At 63.1% G+C, this 22,619-nt stretch carries 17 protein-coding genes; 8 read left to right on the top strand and 9 right to left on the bottom strand.

Annotated features, from left to right (window positions below):
* Nucleotides 1-3: 3 nt before the first annotated feature.
* The 4 genes from CLU88_RS09660 to CLU88_RS09645 all read left to right on the top strand — a co-directional run bounded on the left by CLU88_RS09660 (nucleotide 4) and on the right by CLU88_RS09645 (nucleotide 5,432).
* Nucleotides 4-480: a molybdenum cofactor biosynthesis protein MoaE gene (locus CLU88_RS09660; protein WP_099656405.1), complete on the top strand. Its 477-nt coding sequence runs from the start codon at nucleotides 4-6 to the stop codon at nucleotides 478-480.
* 202 nt (nucleotides 481-682) lie between these two features.
* Nucleotides 683-3,289, top strand: coding sequence for an ATP-dependent chaperone ClpB (gene clpB / locus CLU88_RS09655; RefSeq protein ID WP_099656404.1), 2,607 nt, complete (start codon nucleotides 683-685; stop codon nucleotides 3,287-3,289).
* An 83-nt stretch (nucleotides 3,290-3,372) separates the two neighbouring features.
* Complete coding sequence (locus CLU88_RS09650) at nucleotides 3,373-3,741, top strand: hypothetical protein (RefSeq protein ID WP_099656403.1); 369 nt, start codon at nucleotides 3,373-3,375, stop codon at nucleotides 3,739-3,741.
* Between the two features lie 236 nt (nucleotides 3,742-3,977).
* On the top strand, nucleotides 3,978-5,432 hold the full coding sequence (locus CLU88_RS09645; RefSeq protein ID WP_099656402.1) for a coniferyl aldehyde dehydrogenase: 1,455 nt from the start codon (nucleotides 3,978-3,980) through the stop codon (nucleotides 5,430-5,432).
* A 29-nt stretch (nucleotides 5,433-5,461) separates the two neighbouring features.
* Here the strand turns inward: CLU88_RS09645 and CLU88_RS09640 are convergent, their stop codons facing one another.
* Both CLU88_RS09640 and CLU88_RS09635 read right to left on the bottom strand, forming a co-directional pair.
* Nucleotides 5,462-7,357: a hybrid sensor histidine kinase/response regulator gene (locus CLU88_RS09640; protein WP_233205423.1), complete on the bottom strand. Its 1,896-nt coding sequence runs from the start codon at nucleotides 7,355-7,357 to the stop codon at nucleotides 5,462-5,464.
* On the bottom strand, nucleotides 7,344-7,982 hold the full coding sequence (locus CLU88_RS09635) for a response regulator transcription factor (RefSeq protein ID WP_099656400.1): 639 nt from the start codon (nucleotides 7,980-7,982) through the stop codon (nucleotides 7,344-7,346). The genes CLU88_RS09640 and CLU88_RS09635 overlap by 14 nt, the downstream gene beginning before the upstream one ends.
* A 200-nt stretch (nucleotides 7,983-8,182) precedes the next feature.
* On the opposite strand from CLU88_RS09635, the gene CLU88_RS09630 reads away from it, so the two are divergent.
* From CLU88_RS09630 to CLU88_RS09620, 3 genes are all read left to right on the top strand, one after another.
* Complete coding sequence (locus tag CLU88_RS09630; RefSeq protein WP_099656399.1) at nucleotides 8,183-8,773, top strand: hypothetical protein; 591 nt, start codon at nucleotides 8,183-8,185, stop codon at nucleotides 8,771-8,773.
* Nucleotides 8,774-8,937: 164 nt separating this feature from the next.
* Nucleotides 8,938-9,459, top strand: a complete 522-nt coding sequence (locus CLU88_RS09625; protein WP_099658765.1) for a GNAT family N-acetyltransferase — start codon at nucleotides 8,938-8,940, stop codon at nucleotides 9,457-9,459.
* A gap of 7 nt (nucleotides 9,460-9,466) precedes the next feature.
* Nucleotides 9,467-10,615: a class I SAM-dependent methyltransferase gene (locus tag CLU88_RS09620; protein ID WP_099656398.1), complete on the top strand. Its 1,149-nt coding sequence runs from the start codon at nucleotides 9,467-9,469 to the stop codon at nucleotides 10,613-10,615.
* Nucleotides 10,616-10,671: 56 nt separating this feature from the next.
* On the opposite strand, the gene CLU88_RS09615 is transcribed toward CLU88_RS09620, so the two are convergent.
* The gene (locus CLU88_RS09615) at nucleotides 10,672-11,226 is read right to left on the bottom strand and encodes a hypothetical protein (protein WP_099656397.1); all 555 of its coding nucleotides are present in this window, start codon (nucleotides 11,224-11,226) and stop codon (nucleotides 10,672-10,674) included.
* A gap of 320 nt (nucleotides 11,227-11,546) precedes the next feature.
* Here CLU88_RS09615 and CLU88_RS09610 point away from each other — a divergent pair, with 320 nt between their 5' ends.
* Entirely contained in the window at nucleotides 11,547-12,515 is a 969-nt protein-coding gene (locus CLU88_RS09610) for a tRNA-dihydrouridine synthase (protein WP_099656396.1), read from the top strand.
* Nucleotides 12,516-12,533: 18 nt separating this feature from the next.
* Here CLU88_RS09610 and CLU88_RS09605 read toward each other — a convergent pair whose 3' ends face one another.
* From CLU88_RS09605 to CLU88_RS09580, 6 genes are all read right to left on the bottom strand, one after another.
* A complete protein-coding gene (locus CLU88_RS09605) occupies nucleotides 12,534-14,363 on the bottom strand; it encodes a phospholipase D family protein (RefSeq protein WP_099656395.1) in 1,830 nt (609 codons plus the stop codon).
* Nucleotides 14,364-14,491: 128 nt separating this feature from the next.
* Nucleotides 14,492-15,694, bottom strand: coding sequence for an ammonium transporter (locus CLU88_RS09600; RefSeq protein WP_099656394.1), 1,203 nt, complete (start codon nucleotides 15,692-15,694; stop codon nucleotides 14,492-14,494).
* Nucleotides 15,695-16,167: 473 nt separating this feature from the next.
* Entirely contained in the window at nucleotides 16,168-16,797 is a 630-nt protein-coding gene (locus CLU88_RS09595; RefSeq protein ID WP_099656393.1) for a riboflavin synthase, read from the bottom strand.
* 339 nt (nucleotides 16,798-17,136) lie between these two features.
* A complete protein-coding gene (gene ribD / locus CLU88_RS09590; protein ID WP_099656392.1) occupies nucleotides 17,137-18,294 on the bottom strand; it encodes a bifunctional diaminohydroxyphosphoribosylaminopyrimidine deaminase/5-amino-6-(5-phosphoribosylamino)uracil reductase RibD in 1,158 nt (385 codons plus the stop codon).
* Nucleotides 18,295-18,319: 25 nt separating this feature from the next.
* Nucleotides 18,320-18,766 (bottom strand): type IV pilin protein, encoded by a 447-nt coding sequence (locus CLU88_RS09585; protein WP_099656391.1) that lies wholly within the window; start codon nucleotides 18,764-18,766, stop codon nucleotides 18,320-18,322.
* A gap of 10 nt (nucleotides 18,767-18,776) precedes the next feature.
* Nucleotides 18,777-22,535 carry a pilus assembly protein gene (locus CLU88_RS09580; RefSeq protein WP_099658764.1) on the bottom strand — a complete coding sequence of 1,253 codons (3,759 nt, stop codon included), beginning with the start codon at nucleotides 22,533-22,535 and terminating at the stop codon, nucleotides 18,777-18,779.
* Between the last annotated feature and the right edge of the window lie 84 nt (nucleotides 22,536-22,619).

Genomic DNA, 22,619 nt, shown 5'->3' with positions numbered 1-22,619 from the left:
CCTATGACCTGCGCACAAGTTTCCATCCAGACCGCAGACTTTGACCTGTCTGCCGAAATTGCCGCGCTGCGCCGTGAAGACAAGGGCGTGGGGGCGGTGTGCAGCTTTGTGGGCACGGTGCGTGACCGCAATGAGGGCGACACGGTCGCCTCGATGGAGCTGGAGCACTACCCCGGCATGACCGAAAAGTCCATCGAGGCCATGGTGCAAGAGGCTTTCCGGCGCTTCGACATTTTGGGTGCCCGGGTGATCCACCGCGTGGGGCTGCTGCAGCCGCTCGACCAGATCGTGCTGGTGGCGGTGACCAGTGCACACCGGGGCCAGAGCTTTCAGGCCTGCGAATTTTTGATGGACTACCTCAAGACCCAGGCGCCGTTCTGGAAGAAGGAAGAAACCGCCCAAGGCGCCCGCTGGGTGGATGCCAGGGTGAGCGACGACGCCGCGCTGGCGCGCTGGGGCATCACGGCACGCAACGCCTGAGCCCAGGTTGGGGGCTGTTCTTTTCAATAAAAATAGCTGCCAGCGCTCATTAAATAAGCGCTAGCAGCTATTGATTTGATAGTAAATGCGTGCTCCGTCGCCGCGGCACCCCACTGATCCAGGTCAATCTCTTCCTGTGCCCGCTGCCTTGAAATGAGGCAGTGCCCACCCCAACTGCAGGGCAATTCGGAGGATATAGACCATGCGTCTCGACAAATTCACCACCAAGTTCCAAGAGGCCCTGGGCGATGCACAGAGCATTGCGCTGGGCAACGACCACGCCTACATCGAGCCCGTGCACATGCTCGTGGCCATGCTCAAGCAAGACGACGGCCCCAAGGCGCTGCTGCAGCGTGCGGGCGCCAATGTGCCCGGCCTGCTGGCGGCGGCCGAAGCTGCCGTCAAGCGCCTGCCCCAGGTGCAAGGCAACGACCAGGTGCAGGGCGGCCCCGAGCTGGGCCGCGTGCTGCAGGCCACTGAGAAAGAAGCCATCAAGCGCGGCGACCAGTTCATTGCCAGCGAGCTGTTCTTGCTGGCTGTGATCGACAGCAAGGGCGAGGCCGCAAAAATAGCCAGGGACAACGGCCTCACCCGCAAGAGCCTGGAGGCTGCGATCGAAGCCGTGCGCGGCGGCCAGAAGATGGACAGCGCCGAGGCCGAGGGCCAGCGCGGCGCGCTGCAAAAGTACTGCCTGGACCTGACCGAGCGCGCCCGCGCAGGCAAGCTCGATCCGGTGATTGGCCGCGACGACGAGATCCGCCGCGCCATCCAGGTGCTGCAGCGGCGCAGCAAGAACAACCCCGTGCTCATTGGTGAGCCCGGCGTGGGCAAGACCGCGATTGTCGAAGGCCTGGCCCAACGCATCGTGGCGGGCGAGGTGCCTGAAAGCCTCAAAGGCAAGCGAGTCCTCTCACTGGACATGGCCGCCCTGCTGGCCGGTGCCAAGTACCGGGGCGAGTTTGAAGAGCGCCTGAAGACTGTGCTGAGCGAGCTGGCCAAGGATGAAGGCCAGACCATCGTCTTCATCGACGAGTTGCACACCATGGTGGGCGCGGGCAAGGGCGAAGGCGCGATGGACGCGGGCAACATGCTCAAGCCGGCTCTCGCACGCGGCGAGCTGCACTGCGTGGGCGCCACTACGCTCGACGAATACCGCAAGTACATCGAAAAGGACGCTGCGCTGGAGCGCCGCTTCCAGAAAATTCTGGTGGGCGAGCCCACGGTGGAGGCCACTATCGCCATCCTGCGCGGCCTGCAGGAAAAGTACGAGGCGCACCACGGCGTGGAGATCACCGACCCCGCCATTGTTGCGGCGGCCGAGCTGTCCCACCGCTACATCACCGACCGCTTTTTGCCCGACAAGGCGATTGACCTGATCGACGAGGCGGCGGCCAAGATCAAGATCGAAATCGACTCCAAGCCCGAAGCCATCGACAAGCTCGACCGCCGCCTGATCCAGTTGCAGATCGAGCGCGAAGCCGTGCGCCGCGAAAAGGACGAGGCCTCGCAAAAGCGCTTTGGCTTGATCGAGGAGGAGATCGAGCGCCTGCAAAAAGAAATTGCCGATCTGGAAGAGATCTGGACCAGCGAAAAAGCGCAGGCCCAGGGCTCGGCCCAGGTGCGCGAAGAGATCGAGCGCATCAAGCTGCAGATTGTGGAATTCACCCGCAAGGGCGACCTGACCAAGGTGTCTGAGCTGCAATACGGCCGCCTGCCCGATCTGGAACGCAAGCTCAAGGAAGCCCAGGCCAAGGAAGAAGGCAAGGACGGCGCCTCCACGCCCAACCGCTTGCTGCGCACCCAGGTGGGCGCGGAAGAAATTGCCGAGGTGGTGAGCCGCGCCACGGGCATCCCGGTGTCCAAGATGATGCAGGGTGAGAAAGACAAGCTGCTGCAGATGGAGACCAAGCTGCACGAGCGTGTGGTGGGCCAGCAAGAGGCGATTGCTGCAGTGGCTAATGCCATCCGCCGCTCGCGCTCGGGCCTGAGCGACCCCAATCGGCCCACGGGCTCGTTCCTGTTCCTTGGCCCCACGGGCGTGGGCAAGACCGAGCTGTGCAAGGCGCTGGCGGGCTTCTTGTTCGACAGCGAAGACCACCTGGTGCGCATCGACATGAGCGAGTTCATGGAGAAGCACTCGGTGGCCCGCCTGATCGGCGCGCCCCCCGGCTACGTGGGCTATGAAGAGGGCGGCTACCTGACCGAGGCTGTGCGCCGCAAGCCCTACAGCGTGCTGCTGCTCGACGAGGTGGAAAAGGCCCACCCCGACGTGTTCAACGTGCTGCTGCAAGTGCTGGACGATGGCCGCCTGACGGACGGCCAGGGCCGCACCGTGGACTTCAAGAACACGGTGATCGTGATGACGAGCAACATCGGCTCGCACCTGATCCAGGCCATGGTGGGGCAGGATTCGCAGGACATCAAGGACGCCGTGTGGGGCGAGCTGAAGAACCACTTCCGCCCTGAGTTCCTGAACCGCATCGACGAGACCGTGGTGTTCCACGCGCTCGACGCGCAGCACATCGCCTCGATCGCCAAGATCCAGCTGCAGCTGCTGCAATCCCGCCTGGCCAAGATGGATTTGGAGCTGCAGGTGTCGGATGCCGCCTTGGCAGAATTGGCCAAGGTGGGGTTCGACCCGGTGTTCGGTGCGCGGCCGCTCAAGCGGGCGATCCAGCAGCGGATTGAGAACCCGCTGTCCAAGCTCTTGCTGGAGGGGCAGTTCCCTCCCAAGAGCGTCATTGCTGTGAACGTGAACCCGGTGCTGGAGCCGGGGGTGTTCCAGTTCAGCGCCGCGCCGCAGGGTTGACCTGCCAAGCGGCGGTGGCGGGCGCGCAGGCTGGTGGACACACCGGTGCTGCCCCCGCCCATGTTGTGAATGAGAGGTGTGAGTTGAACGAAATTGTTGCGGGCCTGTTGCGCCTGGTGCTGCGTGTGGTGGTGTTGGCCATGGGCGTGGTGCTTTTCTTGAGCCTGCTGGCCGCCGTGCTGGTGCTGGCCCTGGTGTGGGCCTTGCGCGCCGCCTGGGCGCGGCTGACGGGCAAGCCCGTGACGCCTTGGGTCATGCGCATGGACCCTCGCACGGGCTTCAGCACCGCCTTTCGTTCTACGCAGCGTTGGTCTGCGGGTGGCCACCGTGGTGCGCCTGGGGCACCCGCATCGGGTGATGGCGTGGTGGATGAGCCCGCCGCACAGCACCGTGGCGGCATCTTGCCTGGGGCAGCCCAGGTGACGGACGTGGAAGCGCGCGACGTCCGTTGAAGGTTTGGGTCCCTCTGCACGAATTACCGCGCCGTGTGCCTCTGCGGTCTCGGGCGTTCTGCGCGCACACTTCTCGCTCGATTGGTAGGAAGCCTCTGGAGCTTGCCGGGTTGCGCTGATGGCATTGCATTCCCTGTGTCGGGTGCCTGACGCAGGGGCGCCAGGGGCGCGGTGCCCAGGCGCCGCATGTGCCCTTTCGTGACGCACCCGCTGGCAGGGTCTCCTATGATCTTTGCATGACCCCTGCCGAAATACACGCCCAGTTCCAACTCCAGCACCAGGCCAGCCGCGCGCAAGTGGAGGTGCCCCTGCTGGTGCGCCGCGAGCGTTTGCTGCGCTTGCAAAAAATGCTGGACGAGCACGCCCCCGTGCTGGCCGCCGCCGTGCAGGCCGATTTCGGCATGCGCTCGCCGCGCCTGACGGAGGTGGCAGACCTGTTTGTGCTGCGCAGTTTGCTGTCGCACACCCTGCGCCACCTGGGCCGCTGGATGGAGCCCCAGCGGGTGTTCACCCCCCTGTTTTTGCAGCCTGCCAGTGCCTGGATTGCCCGCCAGCCGCTGGGGGTGGTAGGGGTGATTGCGCCGTGGAATTACCCCATCCAACTGGCGCTGGCCCCCGCTATTACCGCACTGGCGGCGGGCAACCGCGTGATGCTCAAGCCCAGCGAGCTCACGCCGCACACCTCGGCGCAGCTGGCGGCGTTGGTGGCGCAGTTCTTCTCCGCCGACGAGTTTTGTGTGGTGCAGGGCGATGCCAATTTGTCGGCCTTGTTTGCCTCGCTGCCGTTCGATCACCTGGTGTTCACTGGCTCTACCGCCGTGGGGCGCAAGGTGGCGCAGGCGGCGGCGCACAACCTCACCCCCACCACGCTGGAGCTGGGGGGCAAATCGCCTTGCATCATTGACGGCCACTGCGACCTGCAGGAGGCTGCCCTGAAGATCGCCCACGGCAAGCTGTTCAATGCCGGGCAAACCTGCGTGGCGCCCGACTACGTGCTGCTGCCCCGGGGGCGCGAGGCCGAGTTTGCCCAGGCCTACGGCGCGGCCGTGCTGCGCCTGTTCCCGAGCATTGAGGGCAATGGCGACTACGCCTCCATCATCACTGCGCGCCACTACGCACGGCTGCGCACCATGCTGCAGCAGGCGCAAACCCTGGGCGCAGAAGTGCAGACCATTGACCCGTCTGTGGGCAAGCCCGCTTCAGGCAAACCCGCAGCGCCCACCGTGGGCACGCTGGGCGATGGCGCCAGCCGCCAGATGCTGCCCACGCTGGTGTTTGGCGCTACGTCGGCCATGCAGCTCATGCAGGAAGAAATTTTTGGCCCCATCCTGCCCATCATTTCCTACGAGCGCCTGGACGATGCCATTGCGCACATCAACGCCGGGCCGCGCCCGCTGGCGCTGTACTGGTTTGGGCAAAGCGAGGCGGTGCGCGACGATGTGCTGGCCCGCACGGTCAGCGGGGGCGTGACGGTGAACGACACGCTGATGCATGTGGCCCACGACAACCTGCCGTTTGGCGGCGTGGGCGACAGTGGCTGGGGGGCCTACCATGGCGAGCAGGGCTTTCTGCGGTTTTGCCACCAGAAGTCGGTGCTGGTGCAGTCGCGCTGGTCCTTGGGCGCGTTGCTTTACCCACCGTATGGCGCCCGGTTTCAGCGTTTGATGGATTTGATGCGCCGCTGGTTTTGAGTTGGCGCGGGCGCCGAGCCTGCGCAGGCTCAGGTCGGGTCCGCAGTCGTTTCTTCGGCCTGCCAGGCAGCAGGCTGGGGTTGCTGCAGCAGCAGCGAAATCGCGTCGCGCAGCTGGCCGGTGGACACGGGCTTGTGCAGCAGCAGGGCCGAGGTGGACTGCGCATCGCGCAGGCGCTGGGGCGAGGTGTCGCCCGTCATGATGATGGCCGGCACCATGGCGCCGAGCTGGGAGCGCAGCGCTTGCAGCACCTGCTTGCCCGTTTCCTCATGCCGCAGGCGGAAGTCGGTGATGATCAACTCGGGGGTCATGCGCTCCAGGCTTTGCATGGCGTCGGCGCCGGATTCGGCCGTCAGGCATTCGCACCCCCAGCTTTGCAGCAGCGATTGCATGCCCATGCGCACGGCCTCGTCGTCGTCGATGGCCAGCACCCTCAGGCCTGCCAGGCTTTGCGGGTCCAGCACGGGCTGGGCTTCGTCTTCCAGGGCGCCTTGCCAGTTGTCCAGCCAGAGCCTGAAGACCGAGCCCTTGCCCAGGCGCGAGCGCACTTGGACGGTGGTGCGCATCTCGCACGCCAGCCGCTGCACGATGGCCAGGCCCAGGCCCAGGCCCTTGCGTCGGTCGCGTTCAGGGTTGCCCAGTTGGTGGAACTCTTTGAAGATGTCCTCCCACTGGTGCTCGGGAATGCCGTGGCCCGTGTCCCACACCTCCAGCGCCAGCCGGGCGCCGCGCTGGCGGCAGGCAATCAGCACACCGCCCCGGCTGGTGTAGCGCAGGGCGTTGGAGATGAAGTTGTGCATGACCAGATCGACCAGCGAGCGGTCGGCAAAGGCCGCTGCAGAGGTCTCGCGCGTGCGGTAAATGAGGCCCGCAGCATCGGCTTGCACACCGAACTCTTGCTCCAGCGAAGTGAGCAGCGATTGCACTGAGAAAGCCGCAGGGCGCACCTTGACGACCCCGGCCTCCAGGCGCGAATAGTCGAGCAAGGTGGTGAGCATCTCGGCCGCAGCGCCAGAGGCCGCGTGTGCGTGCCCCAGCACGGTGTGCTGGTGGGCGTTGAGCGGGCTGCGCTGCAGGGTTTCCAGAAACAGGCCCATGGCGTGCAGGGGCTGGCGCAGGTCGTGGCTGGCCGCGGCCAAAAAGCGGGACTTGTCGCGGTCGGCCTGCTCTGCGGCTTCTTGCGCGGCCAGGGCGCGGCGTGACTCGGCACGCAGCTCGGTCACCAGCCGCTCGTTTTCCAGCTTGAGGACGATCGAGCGCAGCGTGGCCTGCTCACCGGTGCGTGCATGCATGGAGGTCAGAGCGTAGTACACACACACCATCAGCAGGGCGGGCCACATCACCACGCCGCCCGCCATGGCCAGTGCCAGCAGCACCCCGCCAATGGCAAACGTGAGGTAGATGATGTAGCCCCACAGCAGCGGTGCCCCCAGCCCCAGTGCACCCGATGACACGGTGCTGATGATGCCGATGGCGTAGATCACGCTCTCGCCACTGCCCCAGTACAGCACCACGTGGGCCAGGCTGCCCCAGCTGATGCCCATGGCGCTCATGCACACCATCAGCCGCCACACGGCGCGCCTGGGGTGGTGTGCGGTGCCTTGGCGGTCAATGCCCAGCAGCACGGCGTACACACAGCTCACCACCAGGATGTGTGAGATCAGCCAGGCCAGCATGGCCTGCGGGTCGGCCACCGGGCGCATCACCCACAGCGTGCCAAAGGCCGTGGCCAGCGAGGCCAGCAAAGTCATCGGGAAGTTGTGGCGCAGCAGCGAGACCTGCTCACGAAGGATTTCCTCGCGCTCCCACCGTGGCCAGGCCCAGCCCAGGCATCCCATCAGGGACGGGGTGGACGTGTGCAATGGCGACGGTACCGCTGGTGGCGCAGCGGCAGGTTCTGGGTGGGTGGGCTCAGAGGGTGTCATGGCTGGGGGGGGCGACCAGGCCCATGCGCTGCGCTGTGAGCAGCGCCGCACTGCGGCTGTTGACCCCCAGTTGCCCAAAGATGGCGGCCACATGCACCCTCACGGTGTTCTCGCTCAGCCCCAGGTCGCGCGCAATCACCTTGTTGGGCTTGCCAGCGCACAACAGCGCCAGCACATCCAGCTGCCGCGCCGTGAGGGCCGACGCACCGGCCCCGCGCGCAGCGGGTGGGGCCTGGCCGCTGCCTGCCGGAAAGCAGGGCAGCCCTGCCAATGCGCAGGTGATGGCGTCCAGGATGTCTTCACCGCTGGCCGATTTGGGTAGAAAACCGTCGGCTCCGCGCACCCGGGCCTCGTTCACCGCATCTGGTGCCACGCTGGCAGACACCAGCACGATGCGCGCCTTGGGACAAGCCTGGCGGATGAGGCGCAGGCCGTCCAGGCCACTCATGCCGGGCAGCTGGATGTCCAGCAGCACCAGGTCTGTATCGGCCAGCTGCAGTGCGCAGGCTTCAGCCACAGAGCCCGCTTCTGCGATGGAGCCTACCGATGGGTGGTCCTGAACGATCAGGCGCAAGCCTGTGCGAAACAGGGTGTGGTCATCAACAAGCAGTAGGCGGGCAGACATCCACCAAGTATTGCCCACAAACCACCCGTTTGGACTAGTCCATTTTTGTTAGTCCATTTGTGCGATGGACGCGCTGCAGTCCGTTTTCTAGACTTTCTCCCATGCATTGAACGGTGCCTTGGAGTGCAAATGTCAATGCGTACCGACTTTGCTCAGAACCATCGCATCCATTGCATTCAACATCCACAGAGGGGCCCAAAATGACCGCATTTGCCAACCGTTCTTCCGCCGCGTCTTCCACTGCACAGCGCGCCGCTGCAGAGCGCCGCTCAGGTGCCGCCGCCTCGCCTGCGGCAGGCGGGGTGGGGGGGAACAGCGTGATCCAGCTCCTGCAGGACAACTGCCCTGAGCTGGCGCTGCACGCGGGCATGGTGATCGAGCAGTTGGATGCCCAGGTGGGCACCTGGCAGTTCTCTACCGATGCCGGGCAAACCTGGCGCACGGTGCGCACCGATTTGATCAACCGCGCCGGAAGCCTGGGCCTGGCCCTGGACCGCGACGCCCGCGTGCGGGTACTGCCTTTTGGGGGTAACCGGGTGGCGAGCGCACGGGTGGTTTTTCACGCAGTGCGCCGCAGCCATGGGCAGGGCAATGGCAGCTACCGCGCCTATGCCATTGATGACCGTGAGGACGACTCGCGCACCGTGACGCTGGTGCTGAGCCTGGGGGCCATCAATGGCCAGCCGCCCGCCGTGCACGCGCCCCGCCCGCGCAACAAGCGTGCCCTGGTGCAGCGTGCGGCGCAGGCCATGGCCGCGGGCGCCATGGGCAATGCCATGGCCATTGCCTGAGCGGCTTTGCGCGGCGTTTTCGTGGTCTTTGAAGGAAGCAAAAAGCGCCTTAAAACGGCGCTTTGAACCCGCGCTGTAACCGAGCGCAAAGGGGTGGAAAACCGTTTGCGGCGACAATGCCGGTCCTTTCGTTTTTTTACACCCTGTTTTCGTTCGGTTTTTCCATGTCCAGTATCCAGGTTCGTCCCGCCACGCTTCGCGATGCAAAAGCCATTGCCCAGATCCACACTGTCTCTGCTCAAGAGGCCTACAAAGGACTGGTGCCAGACGAGCAATTGAAATCCATGTCGGTCGAAAAGCGCCAGGCCTACTGGCGCGAGGCCATTGAATATTGCGAGCCACAAGTGCAAGTGGCCGTGGACGGCGAGAAGATCGTCGGCTTCGTCGGTTACGACCGCTCGCGCGATGAAAAATCCCGCCCCACCACCGGTGAAATCTGGGCCATCTACGCCGCCCCCACGCATTGGAACCAAGGCGTGGGCCTGGCCCTGTGGGATGCCGCCCGTGATGGCCTGCAAGAAGAGGGCTGCACCAATGTCACCGCCTGGGTGCCGCTGCGCAATGAGCGCGCGCTGCGCTTTCACGAGATGGCAGGTTTCAAGCGCGAGCTGTCCACGGCCAAAACGGCGGTGATCGGCGGCGTGAAGATCGAAGAAGTGCGCCTGAAGCGCCCTATCAACGGCTGATCCTCCCATGATCGAATGGAGCAGCCAGGGCCAAGCCCACACCGCCCACTGGCGCTCTGAGAGCGGCGCCCCGGCCCCTCGCCGGGTAGTGGCCGCAGACGACACCCTGCCCGCAGACACTGCATACCGCCTCGCCTGCGAAGGCACGGGCCTGCTGTGGACGGGCGACTTTCAAAACGCGCGCATGCTGCTGCAGGCGCTGATGCGCCGCACCGACCGCAAGCCCGCCAAGGCTGCAGCCAAAGCCGCCAAAAAAGCGGCCGATGCCACACCGGCCCAGGCGTTTCACCTGCACCGGCAGGCCCAGGCGCAGCGGGCGCGGGTGCTGTCGTCGGTGTTGATCGTGCTCGAAGGCGATTACGCCATTGGGCTGCGCCGCGCGCCCGATTTGCGCCAGGCATGCTCCGAGGCCTGGGGCCCTGCCAGCGGCCAGCGCGTGGTGGCATCGCTGCGCGAACTGCTGGGCCTGGTGGGCGCGCACGAGTGGCGCAAAAAGGGCGTGGAAGTGCCCGCCTTGGGCGCCGCGCCAGGCAATCGCATTCACCCGCACTACGGCGTGTTCTCGCCCGTGCGGGGCGAGTATGTGGATTTGGTAGCGCAAACGCCGCTGCCGTCCAAGGCGCTGGCCTTTGATGTGGGGGTGGGCTCTGGCGTGTTGTCCGCCGTGCTGGCACGCCGAGGTGTGCAGCGCGTGGTGGCCACCGACCAGGACCCGCGCGCCATCGCCTGTGCCCGCGAGAACCTGCAACGCCTGGGCGTGGCAGGCCGCGTGGAATTGCTGCAGACCGACCTGTTCCCCGAAGGGCGTGCGCCCTTGGTGGTGTGCAACCCGCCCTGGTTGCCAGCGCGTGCCAGCTCGCCCATCGAGCGTGCGGTGTACGACGAGGGCAGTGGCATGCTGCGCGGGTTTTTGGCAGGCCTGGCTGCGCACCTGGAGCCTGGGGGTGAGGGCTGGCTGATTTTGTCGGACCTGGCCGAGCACCTGGAGCTGCGCCCCCGTGCCCAGCTGCTGGAGTGGATCGCGCAGGCCGGGCTGCAGGTGCTGGGCCGCCATGACGTGAAGCCGCACCACGCCAAGGCCACGGACGCCACCGATGCCCTGCACGCTGCGCGGGCGGCCGAGGTGACCTCGTTGTGGCGCTTGGGCGTGGCCTGAGACACGCCAGGTTGCCGCCTGGCGGCTCTGCTGGGCCTGGTGTTGAGGCTGCGTTTTCAGGCGGGTGCTGCACTGGCTTCGCGCGGCAGCAGTTGGGCCATGCGCTCGCGAATGGTCTGGGCGCGCTCGGTGCCCGCGAGTTGGGCCACTTCTTCCAGCAGGGCCTCGCCCACGTCCAGCATGCTGTCGCGGTCGCGCGCTGAGCGCAGGGCGCTGTGAAAATGCTGGGCCATGGCCGGGTCGCGCCGGGCAAACAGCCGCTCGCAAATGTCGAACAGGTACATCCGGGCACCGGCCAGTGAGCGCAGGGCGTCACTGGGCTCGGTGGGTTTGTCGGTGGGTTGGCTTGCCGTTGCGGCCGCCGGTGTCGCCTTGGGGGCGCTGGCAGGGCTTGTGGAGGTTGCTGCGGGCGCGGTGGGCGCCATTGGCGCCAGGTAGCCCTGGTTCAACAGGTGCTCCACGATCTGGGCGCCGCCGCCGTTGTACATGGCTTGTAGCTCGGCCTGGGGCTTGCCTTCTGCCAACAGCAGCAGCGAGCGCTCGCGCAGGCTCAGGGTGCGCATGCCGGGTGCCAGTTCTTGTCGGGCTTTGTCGGTTTTGAGAAGCAGCATGGCGGGCGTTGGCAAAGGCGGGGGCGCAGAAGGCAGTCACCGGTATTGCAACAGCGGGCCGTGACATGGTGATGACGGGGTGAGGCCTGGGGCTAACCCCTGGCGTCGTTGCTCCGTGTTGTCGTACTGCTTGTGCTGCCTGCGGTGGAACGCCTGGCCAGGGCCGCTTCGCTGAGTTGTGTAATCCGCCCCATGCGGTGGTGCATTGGTGGTGCTATATATTTAATAGCTGCTAGCGCTTTATCAAAGGGCGCTAGAGGCATTTTTGTCTTTGATTTTGCGAGTGCCGCGCGCAAACGCATGGGACTGGGTGAGTTGGCATGACGTTGTTGCTGGCCCCGATGGAGGGGCTTCTGGATTTTGTGTTGCGTGACGTGCTCACCCGGGTGGGGGGCGTGGACCGCTGCGTGTCCGAGTTCATTCGCATCACGGGCACTTTGCTGCCCGACAAGGTCTTTTTGCGCTACGTGCCCGAGCTGTTGCACGGCAGCCGTACCCTGGCAGGTGTGCCGGTGCGTGCGCAGTTGCTGGGCTCAGACCCGGTGTGCATGGCCGAGAACGCGGCGCGGCTGGCGGCCTTGCAGCCGGAGGGGATTGACCTGAACTTTGGGTGCCCGGCCAAGGTGGTCAACCGCCACGGGGGTGGCGCGGCCCTGCTGCAAGAGCCCGAGCGCATTGCCGCCGTGGTGTCGGCTGTGCGCCGCGCCGTGCCTGCGCATTTGCCGGTGTCGGCCAAGATGCGCCTGGGCTTCAACGACACGCTGTTGATGCGCGAGTGCGCGCAGGCCATGCAAGACGGCGGGGCGGTGGAGCTGGTGGTGCACGCCCGTACCAAGTCCGACGGCTACCGCCCGCCCGCGTATTGGGAGCTGATCCCCGAAGTGCGTGCGGCCGTGCGCATCCCGGTGGTGGCCAATGGCGAAATCTGGACCGTGGAGGATGCCCAGCGCTGCCGTGCCGTGTCAGGCTGCGAGGCGCTGATGCTGGGGCGCGGCGCGGTGGCCGACCCAGGGCTGGCCCGCGCCATCCGGGCGGCCGATGCCGGGTGTGCAGGCACGGACACGGTGGTGTGGGCCGATCTGGTTCCCCACCTGGCGGCCTTTTGGCAACTGGTGTGCGATGGGCTGGAGCCGCGCCAGCGCGCGGGCCGCCTCAAGCAGTGGCTGAATCTGCTGCGCAGGCGCTTTCCCGAGGCTGAGCTGGCCTTTGAGCATGTGCGCACGCTGACGGACCAGCGCGCGATCACGCTGTGGATTGCGTCCATGCAGGCGCAGGTAGGCGCGCGCTAGGCCGTGTGAGCCAAGCGGCTACAGCAGATGGTCGGGCGCCAGTGGCCCGATCAGGTGCAGCAGCCAGCGCAGCGGGGCACTGGCGTCAGGCTCGGTGGTGGTGTCTTGCAGGCCGCTGTGGGCAGGGGCCCGCCACGCCAGTTGGCCCTGCGCATCCAGCTCCACGCGCCAGGCGGCATCGCTCAGTGCGGCTTCGATCTGGCGTGTGGCCTGGGCGGCCAGCGTGCGGCTTTGGATCAGCAGGGCAATCTCGGTGTTCTGCAGTTGTGAGCGCAGGTCCAGGTTCATCGACCCTACCGCCAGCAGCCGCCCGTCCAGCACCAGCAGTTTGGAGTGCAGCATGGCCCGCGAGTTGCCCACCCCCGCAGACCCTGAATTTCCCCCCGCTGCGCCACTGCTGCCCGTGCCCAGGAACATGCTGCGCAGCCCCGACAGTTCGCTGCGCATTTCATACAGTTGCACGCCCGCTTGCAGCAAATCTGTTCGGTGCCGGGCGTAACCGGCATGGGCCAGGGGCGCATCGTTAGACGCCAGCGAATTGGTCAGCACCCGCACCCGCACACCCCGGGCAATGGCGCTGGCAAATGCCTGCTTCATGTCGGCCCCGGGCACGAAGTAGGGCGAGACGATGAGCAGCTCTTGGGTGGCTTGCCCCATGAGCTGGAGCAAGCCGTCTACCACCGTATCGGCGGGTGGGGTGGCTGCTTTGCTCGCCGTTGCCGTGGCTGGGGTCGCGCCTGTGGAGGGTGTTGGCGAGGGCATGGCGGTTTGCGGCGCCGCCGGGGGACTTGGCTCGGTGCTGTCCGCAGGAATTTTGGTGGGCTGGTCTACCAGCACGGCGGCAGGGGCCCAGGTCCAGCGCATCTGGCGCAGGTCCAGGGGTTGCTGGTTCCAGATGCGCGTGCGTTGGGCGCTGGCGGGCTGTTGCCCATCGGCGGTGGCTGCGGTAGTGGGGTTGCCACTGCCGGGTTCACCCAGGGGTTGTGGGCGCGGCCCATTGGGCGTGGCGGGGCGGCTTGGCATGTTCAGGCTCTCGCGCATGCGCAGCAGCTCGGGGCGCGAGATCAGCGACTGCACAGGGTAGGAGCGCGGGTTGTTCCAATACGCATCAAAGCTGCGCGACAGCGCCTGCACCACAGGGCCGGTGGCCAGCACATCCAGGTCGACAAAGTTGCCTGACTCGTCATTGCCAAAGTAGGCATTGCCCAGGTTGCGCCCGCCGGCGATGCCCATGGCGTTGTCGGCGATGAACAGCTTGTTGTGCATGCGCTGCTGTACGCGAGAAAAATCGCCCAGCAGGCTGAACATGCGCCCCAGCTGGGAGTTGCGGGCGCCCGTCAGGGGGTTGAACATGCGCATTTCGATGTTGGGCACAAACGCCAGCCGCATCACCTGGGCATCGCGCCCGGTGCTGTGAAAGTCGTCCAGCAACACCCGCACCCTCACGCCCCGCTGGGCCGCGGCCACCACGGCCAGCATCAGCCGCTCGGTGCTGGCGTCTGCATGGATGGCGTAGTACTGCAAGTCCAGCGTTTGTTGTGCGGCATCCACCAGCGCCAGGCGGCTGCCGTAGGCCGCCTGGGGGCCGCTGAGCAGCACAAAGCCCGAGGGGTGGCGTGCCTTGTCAGCGCTGCGTTGTGTCTGCGCCCACTGCGCCAAAGGGGTTGGGCTGGGGTCTGCCAGCGCTGTGGAGACGGGGCGGTCCACCTGCTCAGGCAAACCCGCGCAGCCTGTGAGCGCGGCGCCCAGTGCCGCAACCGTCAGTCCCCAACCCACCCAAGCAGAGCCGGACAAGGGCCTGCGGTGCGTGGGGCGAAGGCTTGGCAGGGGTGGGTGGGCGAGGCGCATGCAGAGGTGGGGTGGGTGGCGCAGTTCTGGCTGCGCCCCAATGTATACCCACCCATGCGGGCCCTGGGTGTCAGACAACGCGCCTACCCGTGGCTGCGTTGTGCAGGGCCGCCGTGTGCGCCAGTGGCTTACCAGCTTACCTCGCGGTCGGGGGTGGCGCTGATCTTGTGGATGGACAGGTCGGCGCCATCAAACTCTTCTTCCTGGCTCAGTCGCAGGCCCACGGTGGCTTTGAGCACGCCGTAGACCACCACACCGCCGATGAGTGCCCATGCCACGCCCATCAGCGTGCCCATGAGCTGCCCGGCAAAGCTGATGCCGCCGAGCCCACCCAGCGCCTTGCTGCCAAAAATGCCCGCCGCCAAGCCGCCCCAGGTGCCGCACAGCCCGTGCAGTGGCCACACGCCCAGCACGTCGTCGATCTTCCATTTGTTCTGAGTGAGGGTGAACATCACCACAAAAATGGCGCCTGCCACTGCGCCCACCACCAGGGCGCCCAGCGGGTGCATCAGATCAGACCCCGCGCACACCGCCACCAGGCCTGCCAGGGGGCCGTTGTGCACAAAGCCCGGGTCGTTCTTGCCCATCACCAGGGCCGTCAGCGTGCCGCCCACCATGGCCATCAGCGAGTTGACCGCCACCAGCCCCGAGAGTTTGTCCACGCTCTGGGCGCTCATCACATTGAAGCCAAACCAGCCCACAATCAAAATCCAGGCGCCCAGGGCCAGGAATGGAATGTTCGATGGTGGGTGGGCCGAGATCGCGCCATCCTTGCGGTAGCGGTTGGCCCGGGAGCCCAGCAGCACCACGGCGGGCAAGGCAATCCAGCCGCCCATGGCATGCACCACCACCGAGCCTGCGAAGTCATGGAACTCTTCGCCCGTCAGCGACTTGATCCAGGCCTGCACGCCAAAGTGCTGGTTCCAGGCGATGCCTTCAAAGAACGGGTACACAAACCCCACGATGACCGCCGTGGCCAGCAACTGCGGCCAAAAGCGCGCCCGCTCTGCAATGCCCCCCGAAATGATGGCCGGGATGGCCGCCGCAAAAGTGAGCAGGAAGAAGAACTTCACCAGCCCGTAGCCACTTTGCAGCACCAGCGTCTCGGCCCCCACAAAGAAATGTGTGCCGTAGGCGACCCCGTAGCCCACCATGAAGTACACGACGGTGGACACCGAGAAGTCCACCAGAATCTTGACCAGAGCGTTTACCTGGTTCTTTTTGCGCACAGTGCCCAGCTCCAGAAAGGCAAAGCCTGCGTGCATGGCCAGCACCATGATGGCGCCCAGCAAAATGAACAGAGCGTCCGTGCCCTGTTTGAGTGCTTCCATATCGTCCTCTTGCGTTTGATTGGGTTGTTTTGGTGCATGCGTGGGTGTCGCAGACCAAATTTGCACCACGATAAAGCAAGAAATGCGCCTGAAATGTGCGCCATGGCAAGGTGTTGGGTGCAATGTGGTGCGCCCCATGGACTGCCGCGCTCAGCGCCATGCCGCATGGGGCGTGCGTTGTCGCAAGATCGTGCCGATCAGGTTCTTGCGACGAATGGGCTCGGCTTTGGTCGTCAGAGGGGCTTTTTTGGGAGCCCATGTCGATGAGGCAGTTTGCCCTGCATTAGGCTGTGAATTTAAGTAAAAATAGCTGCTAGCGCTTATTCGGTAAGCGCTAGAAGCTATTGATTTGATAGTAAATGAATGGCGCCGTCGGCACTGCGGGAGTGCCCTGTGCAAGCCCCGGCTAAGGCGGGGTAGGGCTGAGGGATGCCGCGTTGACTCGCCTGGGTGCGCTGGTCAGCGCACTGCCGTCACTGTGCGGCGGCTGGTGCTGCCAGCATGCGCTCCACATACCGTGCAATCAAATCAATCTCCAGGTTCACGCGCGATCCCGCCTTCAAACTCCCCAGCGCCGTGTTTTCGACCGTGTGTGGAATCAGGTTGATGCTGGCCTCGCATCCCGCTTCGGTATCGGTGATGCGATTGACTGTCAGACTCACCCCGTTGATGGTGATTGAGCCCTTGTAGGCCAGGTACTTACCCAGATCGCGCGGTGCTAAGACCCGCAACTCCCAGCTCTCGCCCACCTGGGCAAAGTGCGTCACTTGCCCCAGTCCATCGACATGGCCCGACACCAGGTGCCCTCCCAGCCGGTCGTGGGCGCGCAGCGCTTTTTCGAGGTTGATGGGCCCGGGCGTGTCCAGCCCCGTGGTCTTGAGCAGCGATTCGGCCGAGATATCGACGGTGAACTGCAGCGCTTGGGGCTCCAGCGTGGTCACCGTCATGCAGGCGCCGTTCAGGGCAATGCTGTCGCCCAGGCCTACGTCGTCCAGATACCCCTTTGGGGCTTGAATGACCAAGCGCTTGCCGTGGGCTTCTGTGGCGCCCAGAGGGGCGACTTCTGCAATGCGGCCTTGGCCGGTGATGATTCCTGTGAACATGATTTTGAAAGTGTCAGGGTGTCAATGGTGGGGTCATGAACGATGGATAGCTTCCAGCCGTGCCAGCCTATGTGGCTCGGCGCCCAAGGCTCAAACGCTTAACAGTATCGAGCATGGGCGAATCCATGGTGGCCAAGCTGCTTTTAGGGACCAGTGCGGGAACAAGGCCTCTGGTCTCTCTTTCAGGTGATCGCGTCAACCTCTTTGCACTGGCAACATCCGTTCGGGCTGAGCTTGTCGACGCCTTGCACAGCGCATCCTCTTTGCCGTGATGGTCGTGAGGCTGGGGGGTGTTTTTGTGGTGCTTCTGTGGATGTTGCGCACGGTACTTTTGAGGGCCTATGCGTCAGCTGCGTGACTGCTTGTCGGTGTGATGCCAAAGCCATTGCGCCCGCGCACGCGGGCCACAATGCGCACATCTTCCCCCACCGGCTCCACGCTTTTGAATTCCAGCGCCAGGGCCTGGTCCAGCGCAGTCAGTGGGCCGAACTGCGCCATCGAGAACCCCTGGCCCAGCATCTTGGGGGCCAGGTACACCAGCATCTCATCCACCAGCCCTTCGCGCACGAACGAGCCATTGAGCTTGTTGCCTGCCTCCACATGCAACTCGTTCACCCCTTTGTGCGCCAAGTCGCGCAGCATCGCCGCCAAATCCACCTTGCCCTGTGGGTTGGGCAGGTGAATCACCTCCGCCCCTTGGGCCTCTAGAGCCCGTTTGCGTGCTTCAAATTGCACATCTTTGGGGGCTGCACAGTAGATATAGCAAGCGCGGCCAGCTATGAATAAATGAGCATTCGTGGGAGTTTGCAGCTGGCTGTCCACCACCACCACATGGGGCTGGCGCGGCGTGGGTATATCGCGCACATCCAATCTGGGGTTGTCATCCAGCACTGTGCCAATGCCTGTCAGCACTGCGCATGCGCGTGCACGCCAGGCATGGCCATCCGCGCGGGCTGCGGCAGAGGTGATCCATTGGCTCGCCCCATTGGGCAGGGCCGTGGCACCGTCCAACGATGCGGCGACCTTCATCCGCACCCAAGGCGTCTTGCGCACCATGCGGCTGAAAAAGCCAATGTTCAGCTCGCGCGCAGCCTCCGCGCCGTCGCCCACCTCTACTTGAACCCCCGCGGCACGCAAGCGGGCAAAACCATTTCCTGCCACTTGGGGGTTAGGGTCCGCTATCGACGCTACCACCTTGGCAATGCCTGCCTGAATCAACGCATCACAACAAGGCCCCGTGCGCCCATGGTGCGAACAGGGCTCCAGCGTCACATAGGCGGTAGCCCCGCGCACATCGTGCCCTTGGGCCTGGGCATCGCGCAACGCCATCACCTCGGCATGCGGGCCTCCGGCCTTCTGGGTGAACCCCTGGCCCAGAACGCCCCCACTGGCCGAGGCAATCACGCAGCCGACGCGAGGATTGGGATTGGAAAGAAAAAGCGCCTGGGTGGCTAGCCCAAGCGCTTGATTGATAGGGGAGGGCGCGGAAATTGTCATTGCGCCTGTGATGGTAGCTTAGGGGCTACTTATTCCAACACTCAGTGGTCGTGGTGCCAGAAGTTTTGTTGATAGCCTCTCGTACACCTGTATTGGTGAGCGTGAAGTCTCCGCAGCGATCTGTACCTTGGGGGCCTGCCTTGCGCGTTGCGACTAGAGTAAAGGCCGCGTTGGTATTTCCGGCCTGGAAGCCTATCGTATAACGTTTGGTGGGATCTGGCGTTCCATTTGCCAAGCGCCATTGAAGCGCGTTGGGCAGGGCGGTTGGATAAACCCCCGTCGCCGTGCTAGACCTTTCCAGCCACTGCTGTGCCTGCAGCAACCCCGCACGGGCGTCCGCCCGGTGACCCCGTCGGATGTATTCGCTGTAGCTGGGTATGGCAATGGCAGAAAGGATGCCCACAATGGCTACCACAATCATCACTTCGATGAGGGTGAAGCCCCGCGGTGCTTTTCTCATATGTCGAATCATGGTGTTTCTCTTACTTCAGTTGGCGCCAGCTAGGGCGCAGCGATTGCTCTGGCATGCAAGCCAGGTCTTTACGATTGTTTTTTACATCGATATCTTGGTTTGTACAGCCACCACCAGGCTCCTTGCGGACCATGGTGTGGGAGCCTTTGGCGACCTGGGAGCGCGATACATTTTTGTCATCACCACAGTTGCCGCTCGGGCAGCTTGGTCCGCTAGGTGGTGGTGTGTAGAACTTGCCATTTCCATCAAAGTCCATGATTTGAACAGTCGGCCGCTTACCATCCATGAGGTTCAGCAGGGTCAGGTACTGGCGCTCTTCGTCCACCGTATTGGATTCACAGGTCTCAATATTGGGATCCACGTCTGAGCCCTTGGCAGGCACTTGCGTGTATACCGCCAAAATGTTGCTTCCATCATAGAACTCCATGGGTTTGAGCAGTCGCTCACCCACTGCAGGCAGATCCATGTACCACCCGTTGTAGTTGTACCAAGTGTCCTCCTTCAACTCGTCGGTCACATCCACGGTTGCATAGGTGGAGGTCACAGCTGAAATTTTTTGTTGAGCGAGCTTGGCTGTGGCAATCCCCTCACCCAAAGCTGCAGGCACAGGAACGCAGTTGGAGCCTTTTGCGCAACCTACAACGCCCGGGTTCACCTCCAGGCGCTTGCCCAGTGTGGTGGTTACAACGCTGTAGCGCGTGTTGTCCAGCACGGAGTACAAGGTTTGTACGGTGGAGTCATTCTCATCTGCTTTGGTCACGTTACGGCCCGTACCAAAACCCACCATCATGCCTCCCACTGCCACTGTCTTGGCGCTTGCTCCGCTTCCTACTTTCATGACGCGGTCGTTGGCTCGTACCGTGGGAGCTGTAGAAATGGATTGGTAGAGGGTGCGCGAACTGCTGCCCAGTGTTGCGGGCCCTGTGGCTGTGTACAAGGGGCTCCCGTTAAATGCAACTTTCCAGTTAGCGTCGCTCATGTTCGTGAGGTCGAACTTCCACATATTGCCCAGGTTGTCGCCTGCGTAGACCACATCTGGACGTCCATCGCCATTGAGGTCTACCAGGCGAGGCGCTGCCAGGCCGTTGTCCTTGGCTTTGCCACTGCCGACAGCATCGCTGGCGGCCGCAGGGATCCGCTTAAGCTCTTTATTTCCATCCAGGTACTGAATTAACAATACAGGCCGTTGGTTGGCGCTGTTGTAGCCATTGCCCATGACCACTGCCCACCGATCATTGTTCATGCGAGCGATCTGCGAGGCGCGCAGCGAGTTGGTTTCATCCAGCACGGGGCGTGCGGTGATGTTGCCAATATCCTTGTCCTCCGCTTCAGCTGTGTCGCAAGCTGTTTTCTGCGCTCCCGTCATGGTTGCGCAATTGGGTGTGGTTTCTGCTACCCGAGTGGTATCTTTGGTGCGATCAAGCACGACCAACTTCTGCGCGTTACCTACTGAAAATCCGGGCACGCCCGAGGCGGTATCTGCTGCATTGGGGTTGGTGACGTCCAGCACAAAGTACCCTTTGCCACCAGCGCCCATGGTGCCCACCAAGAACGTTCTCCAGTCAGGTACGTGAACCGTGGGGTTGCCTGGATCCACTGTTCCTTGATCTACATCGCCGGTCATGGGTGACCCATCGACAAAGAACCGATGCTTGTTGTTGTATGCGGGGTCAACCAGTTGCGGTAGGCTGGCAATTACTCCACGGGGGGCGTAGGCAATCTTCTCTGTACCGTCAACGGCAGAGAAGCCGTGCAACAAACCATCATTGCCGCCCACATAAATCATCGGGGTGCGGCTTTTGTTGGCCAGCGTATACGTGTCATAGCCTTTCATTGCATAACTGCTGGAAGGGCTACCGGTGTACCAGACTACCGAATTGACAATATCCCCTTGGCGGCTCTTGCGCTCACGGAATGGCTTGGCTACGGTGTAGCCGGTGGTGTCGCTGCCTTGCAGTGTCATATCGCCTCGAATGAAGTTGAGGCGGTTTTGACCGTTGGTAGCGACAGTCACAGTCGCATCACTAGGATTCTTTCCCAGCAAAGCTTTTTGAGCGGTGCTCAGGTTGGTTTCATCAGTGGCCCACTGGAAGGCTACGCCGCCCTTGTCTTTGGTTGCGACCCATTGGTCACTCCAACTCAAAATCAATCGACCTGTGAGGCTGAACGTTGCATCATCCAATTTGTCGGCTGTATTTTTGCCGCCCCATGATGGAGTGGGGACGGTGGTGCCGTCTTTTTGGACAGTCTCGGCCGTGACAAAGCCTTTCCAGGCATTTTTGGGTTCGTAATTCCCTGTGAACTTGCCTACCGAGTTGCGAGAGATGTTTGAACCGCTAGTGGCGGTTGACGTCATCTCTGGGTCCACCGTGGTGTTGATTTGTTGGAAGATGTCGCGGAATGCCTTGGCCAGATCTTCGCCTTTCTCGACCGCATAAAAACGGCCCCGACCATTGAGCGCTGCGTGCCATAAGTCGAGCGAGCGAACAGGCTCTCCACCCGTACTGAGGTTGGGCCATTTGATATTGCCAGTGATGAAGTCGGGCAGACTGCCGTTGGATCCCTTGTCATAGTTGAAAGGCACCATCAGCGTGGAGTTGAAGGTGGCATTGTTGCTGGCGTCACACGTTTGGCCTGGAGCGAGAATTTTGTTGGTGGTATTGCAGCGGTTCGGTGAATAGGCATTACCACCCCCGTCTGTTCCCGGCCACGTGTAAGCCATTTTGCTCAGACCAATGGTGTGGGTCACCATGTGCGGCCAGTTAGCTGGGTTATAGCGTGGGTTCCAGAATCGATCCAGAATCGCATCATTGCCAGCTTTGTCTTTGCCAAAATTTTCTGTCGCAGGTGCTTGGTTGTACTCTGCTGTGGGCTGGGGTAGGCCTTTCAAGCCAGTGGCACCATTGACATCGTCAACGGCTGTTTGCAACTTCTTAGACCAACTGGCAAAAGACCAGTCAGCTAAGTTGTCGCTGTAAGTATCGGCATACAAGGCGTTTTTGGGCCTTGTGGCTGCATTGGTGCTGCCAAATACGGTGGTGTCTGGTAGCGATATATTCTTGGTGTTGTCGTCTTGGGATCCCCCGGAGACAGCTCCATTCCAACGACCGTCGGTCATGAAAATATGGTAGTTGCGCCGACATCCAAGGTAAGGTGCGGCGGTAGTACCAGGAATGGATGCCCAAGGCCCATTTTTATCCAAGTTGGCGCGCATGTACTCATCTGCTTGCTTGAGCACGCCATGGGATGGTGTTGAGCCGCTCGGCTTGAGGTTGGTAAGGAATGCAAGAAAGTTGGTCCGATGAGTTCCTTCGAGGATCTTCATGGAGTTTGTTGCAAGTGTGGGGGCGCTTCCCGTGGTCCCAGGCAGTGTTTTGGGTGTGCCGTTGTTCCCGTTCATCGACTGCCAAGCCAGACGAATTTTCTTGTCTGACATTAACGCACTGTCGTATTTGGGGTGGGTTGTATCAAAAATCGACTGTAACGAATACCTCAGTACATTCATCCGCCGGCTGGTGCTGGGCCAAGTTCCATCGGCATTGGGTGTTGTATTGTTGGTCGCTCCTGTGGCGCTTTCTGCATCAACCCGAAAATCCATACTGCCGGAATCATCAATAGAAATGATGACGTTAGGTGTCACTCTGGGTTGCACGGTGCCAGGGGGCGCCTGCACCAAATCTACGGCCCAAACGCCGCTGGGAAGTAATGCAGTACTGGCTGCGAGTGCGAGCAGATTTTTGCGAAAGCGAGGGGGCGTGTGGTGGTACATGGCGTACTCCTCAGAAAACAGTGTTTTGATTAAATTGGCTGCAAATGCGCTTTGAATGCGTGCGGATTGCTCTTTCTTGATTTT

The sequence above is a fragment of the Acidovorax sp. 56 genome (assembly GCF_002749705.1).
Taxonomy (GTDB): domain Bacteria; phylum Pseudomonadota; class Gammaproteobacteria; order Burkholderiales; family Burkholderiaceae_C; genus Acidovorax.
Note: the sequence above shows the minus strand (reverse complement) of the source record. Positions and strands in the feature narration are given on the sequence as shown.

Bases quoted from the DNA above. Each gene is read 5' to 3' on its own strand.
- CLU88_RS09660 (WP_099656405.1), top strand. From the start codon at position 4: ATGACCTGCGCACAAGTTTCCATCCAGACCGCAGACTTTGACCTGTCT.
- CLU88_RS09635 (WP_099656400.1), bottom strand. From the start codon at position 7,982: ATGTCTGCCCGCCTACTGCTTGTTGATGACCACACCCTGTTTCGCACA.
- CLU88_RS09595 (WP_099656393.1), bottom strand. From the start codon at position 16,797: ATGTTCACAGGAATCATCACCGGCCAAGGCCGCATTGCAGAAGTCGCC.
- CLU88_RS09585 (WP_099656391.1), bottom strand. From the start codon at position 18,766: ATGATTCGACATATGAGAAAAGCACCGCGGGGCTTCACCCTCATCGAA.
- clpB (WP_099656404.1), top strand. From the start codon at position 683: ATGCGTCTCGACAAATTCACCACCAAGTTCCAAGAGGCCCTGGGCGAT.
- CLU88_RS09630 (WP_099656399.1), top strand. From the start codon at position 8,183: ATGACCGCATTTGCCAACCGTTCTTCCGCCGCGTCTTCCACTGCACAG.
- CLU88_RS09625 (WP_099658765.1), top strand. From the start codon at position 8,938: ATGTCCAGTATCCAGGTTCGTCCCGCCACGCTTCGCGATGCAAAAGCC.
- CLU88_RS09610 (WP_099656396.1), top strand. From the start codon at position 11,547: ATGACGTTGTTGCTGGCCCCGATGGAGGGGCTTCTGGATTTTGTGTTG.
- CLU88_RS09620 (WP_099656398.1), top strand. From the start codon at position 9,467: ATGATCGAATGGAGCAGCCAGGGCCAAGCCCACACCGCCCACTGGCGC.
- CLU88_RS09640 (WP_233205423.1), bottom strand. From the start codon at position 7,357: ATGACACCCTCTGAGCCCACCCACCCAGAACCTGCCGCTGCGCCACCA.
- CLU88_RS09615 (WP_099656397.1), bottom strand. From the start codon at position 11,226: ATGCTGCTTCTCAAAACCGACAAAGCCCGACAAGAACTGGCACCCGGC.
- CLU88_RS09580 (WP_099658764.1), bottom strand. From the start codon at position 22,535: ATGTACCACCACACGCCCCCTCGCTTTCGCAAAAATCTGCTCGCACTC.
- CLU88_RS09605 (WP_099656395.1), bottom strand. From the start codon at position 14,363: ATGCGCCTCGCCCACCCACCCCTGCCAAGCCTTCGCCCCACGCACCGC.
- ribD (WP_099656392.1), bottom strand. From the start codon at position 18,294: ATGACAATTTCCGCGCCCTCCCCTATCAATCAAGCGCTTGGGCTAGCC.
- CLU88_RS09600 (WP_099656394.1), bottom strand. From the start codon at position 15,694: ATGGAAGCACTCAAACAGGGCACGGACGCTCTGTTCATTTTGCTGGGC.
- CLU88_RS09645 (WP_099656402.1), top strand. From the start codon at position 3,978: ATGACCCCTGCCGAAATACACGCCCAGTTCCAACTCCAGCACCAGGCC.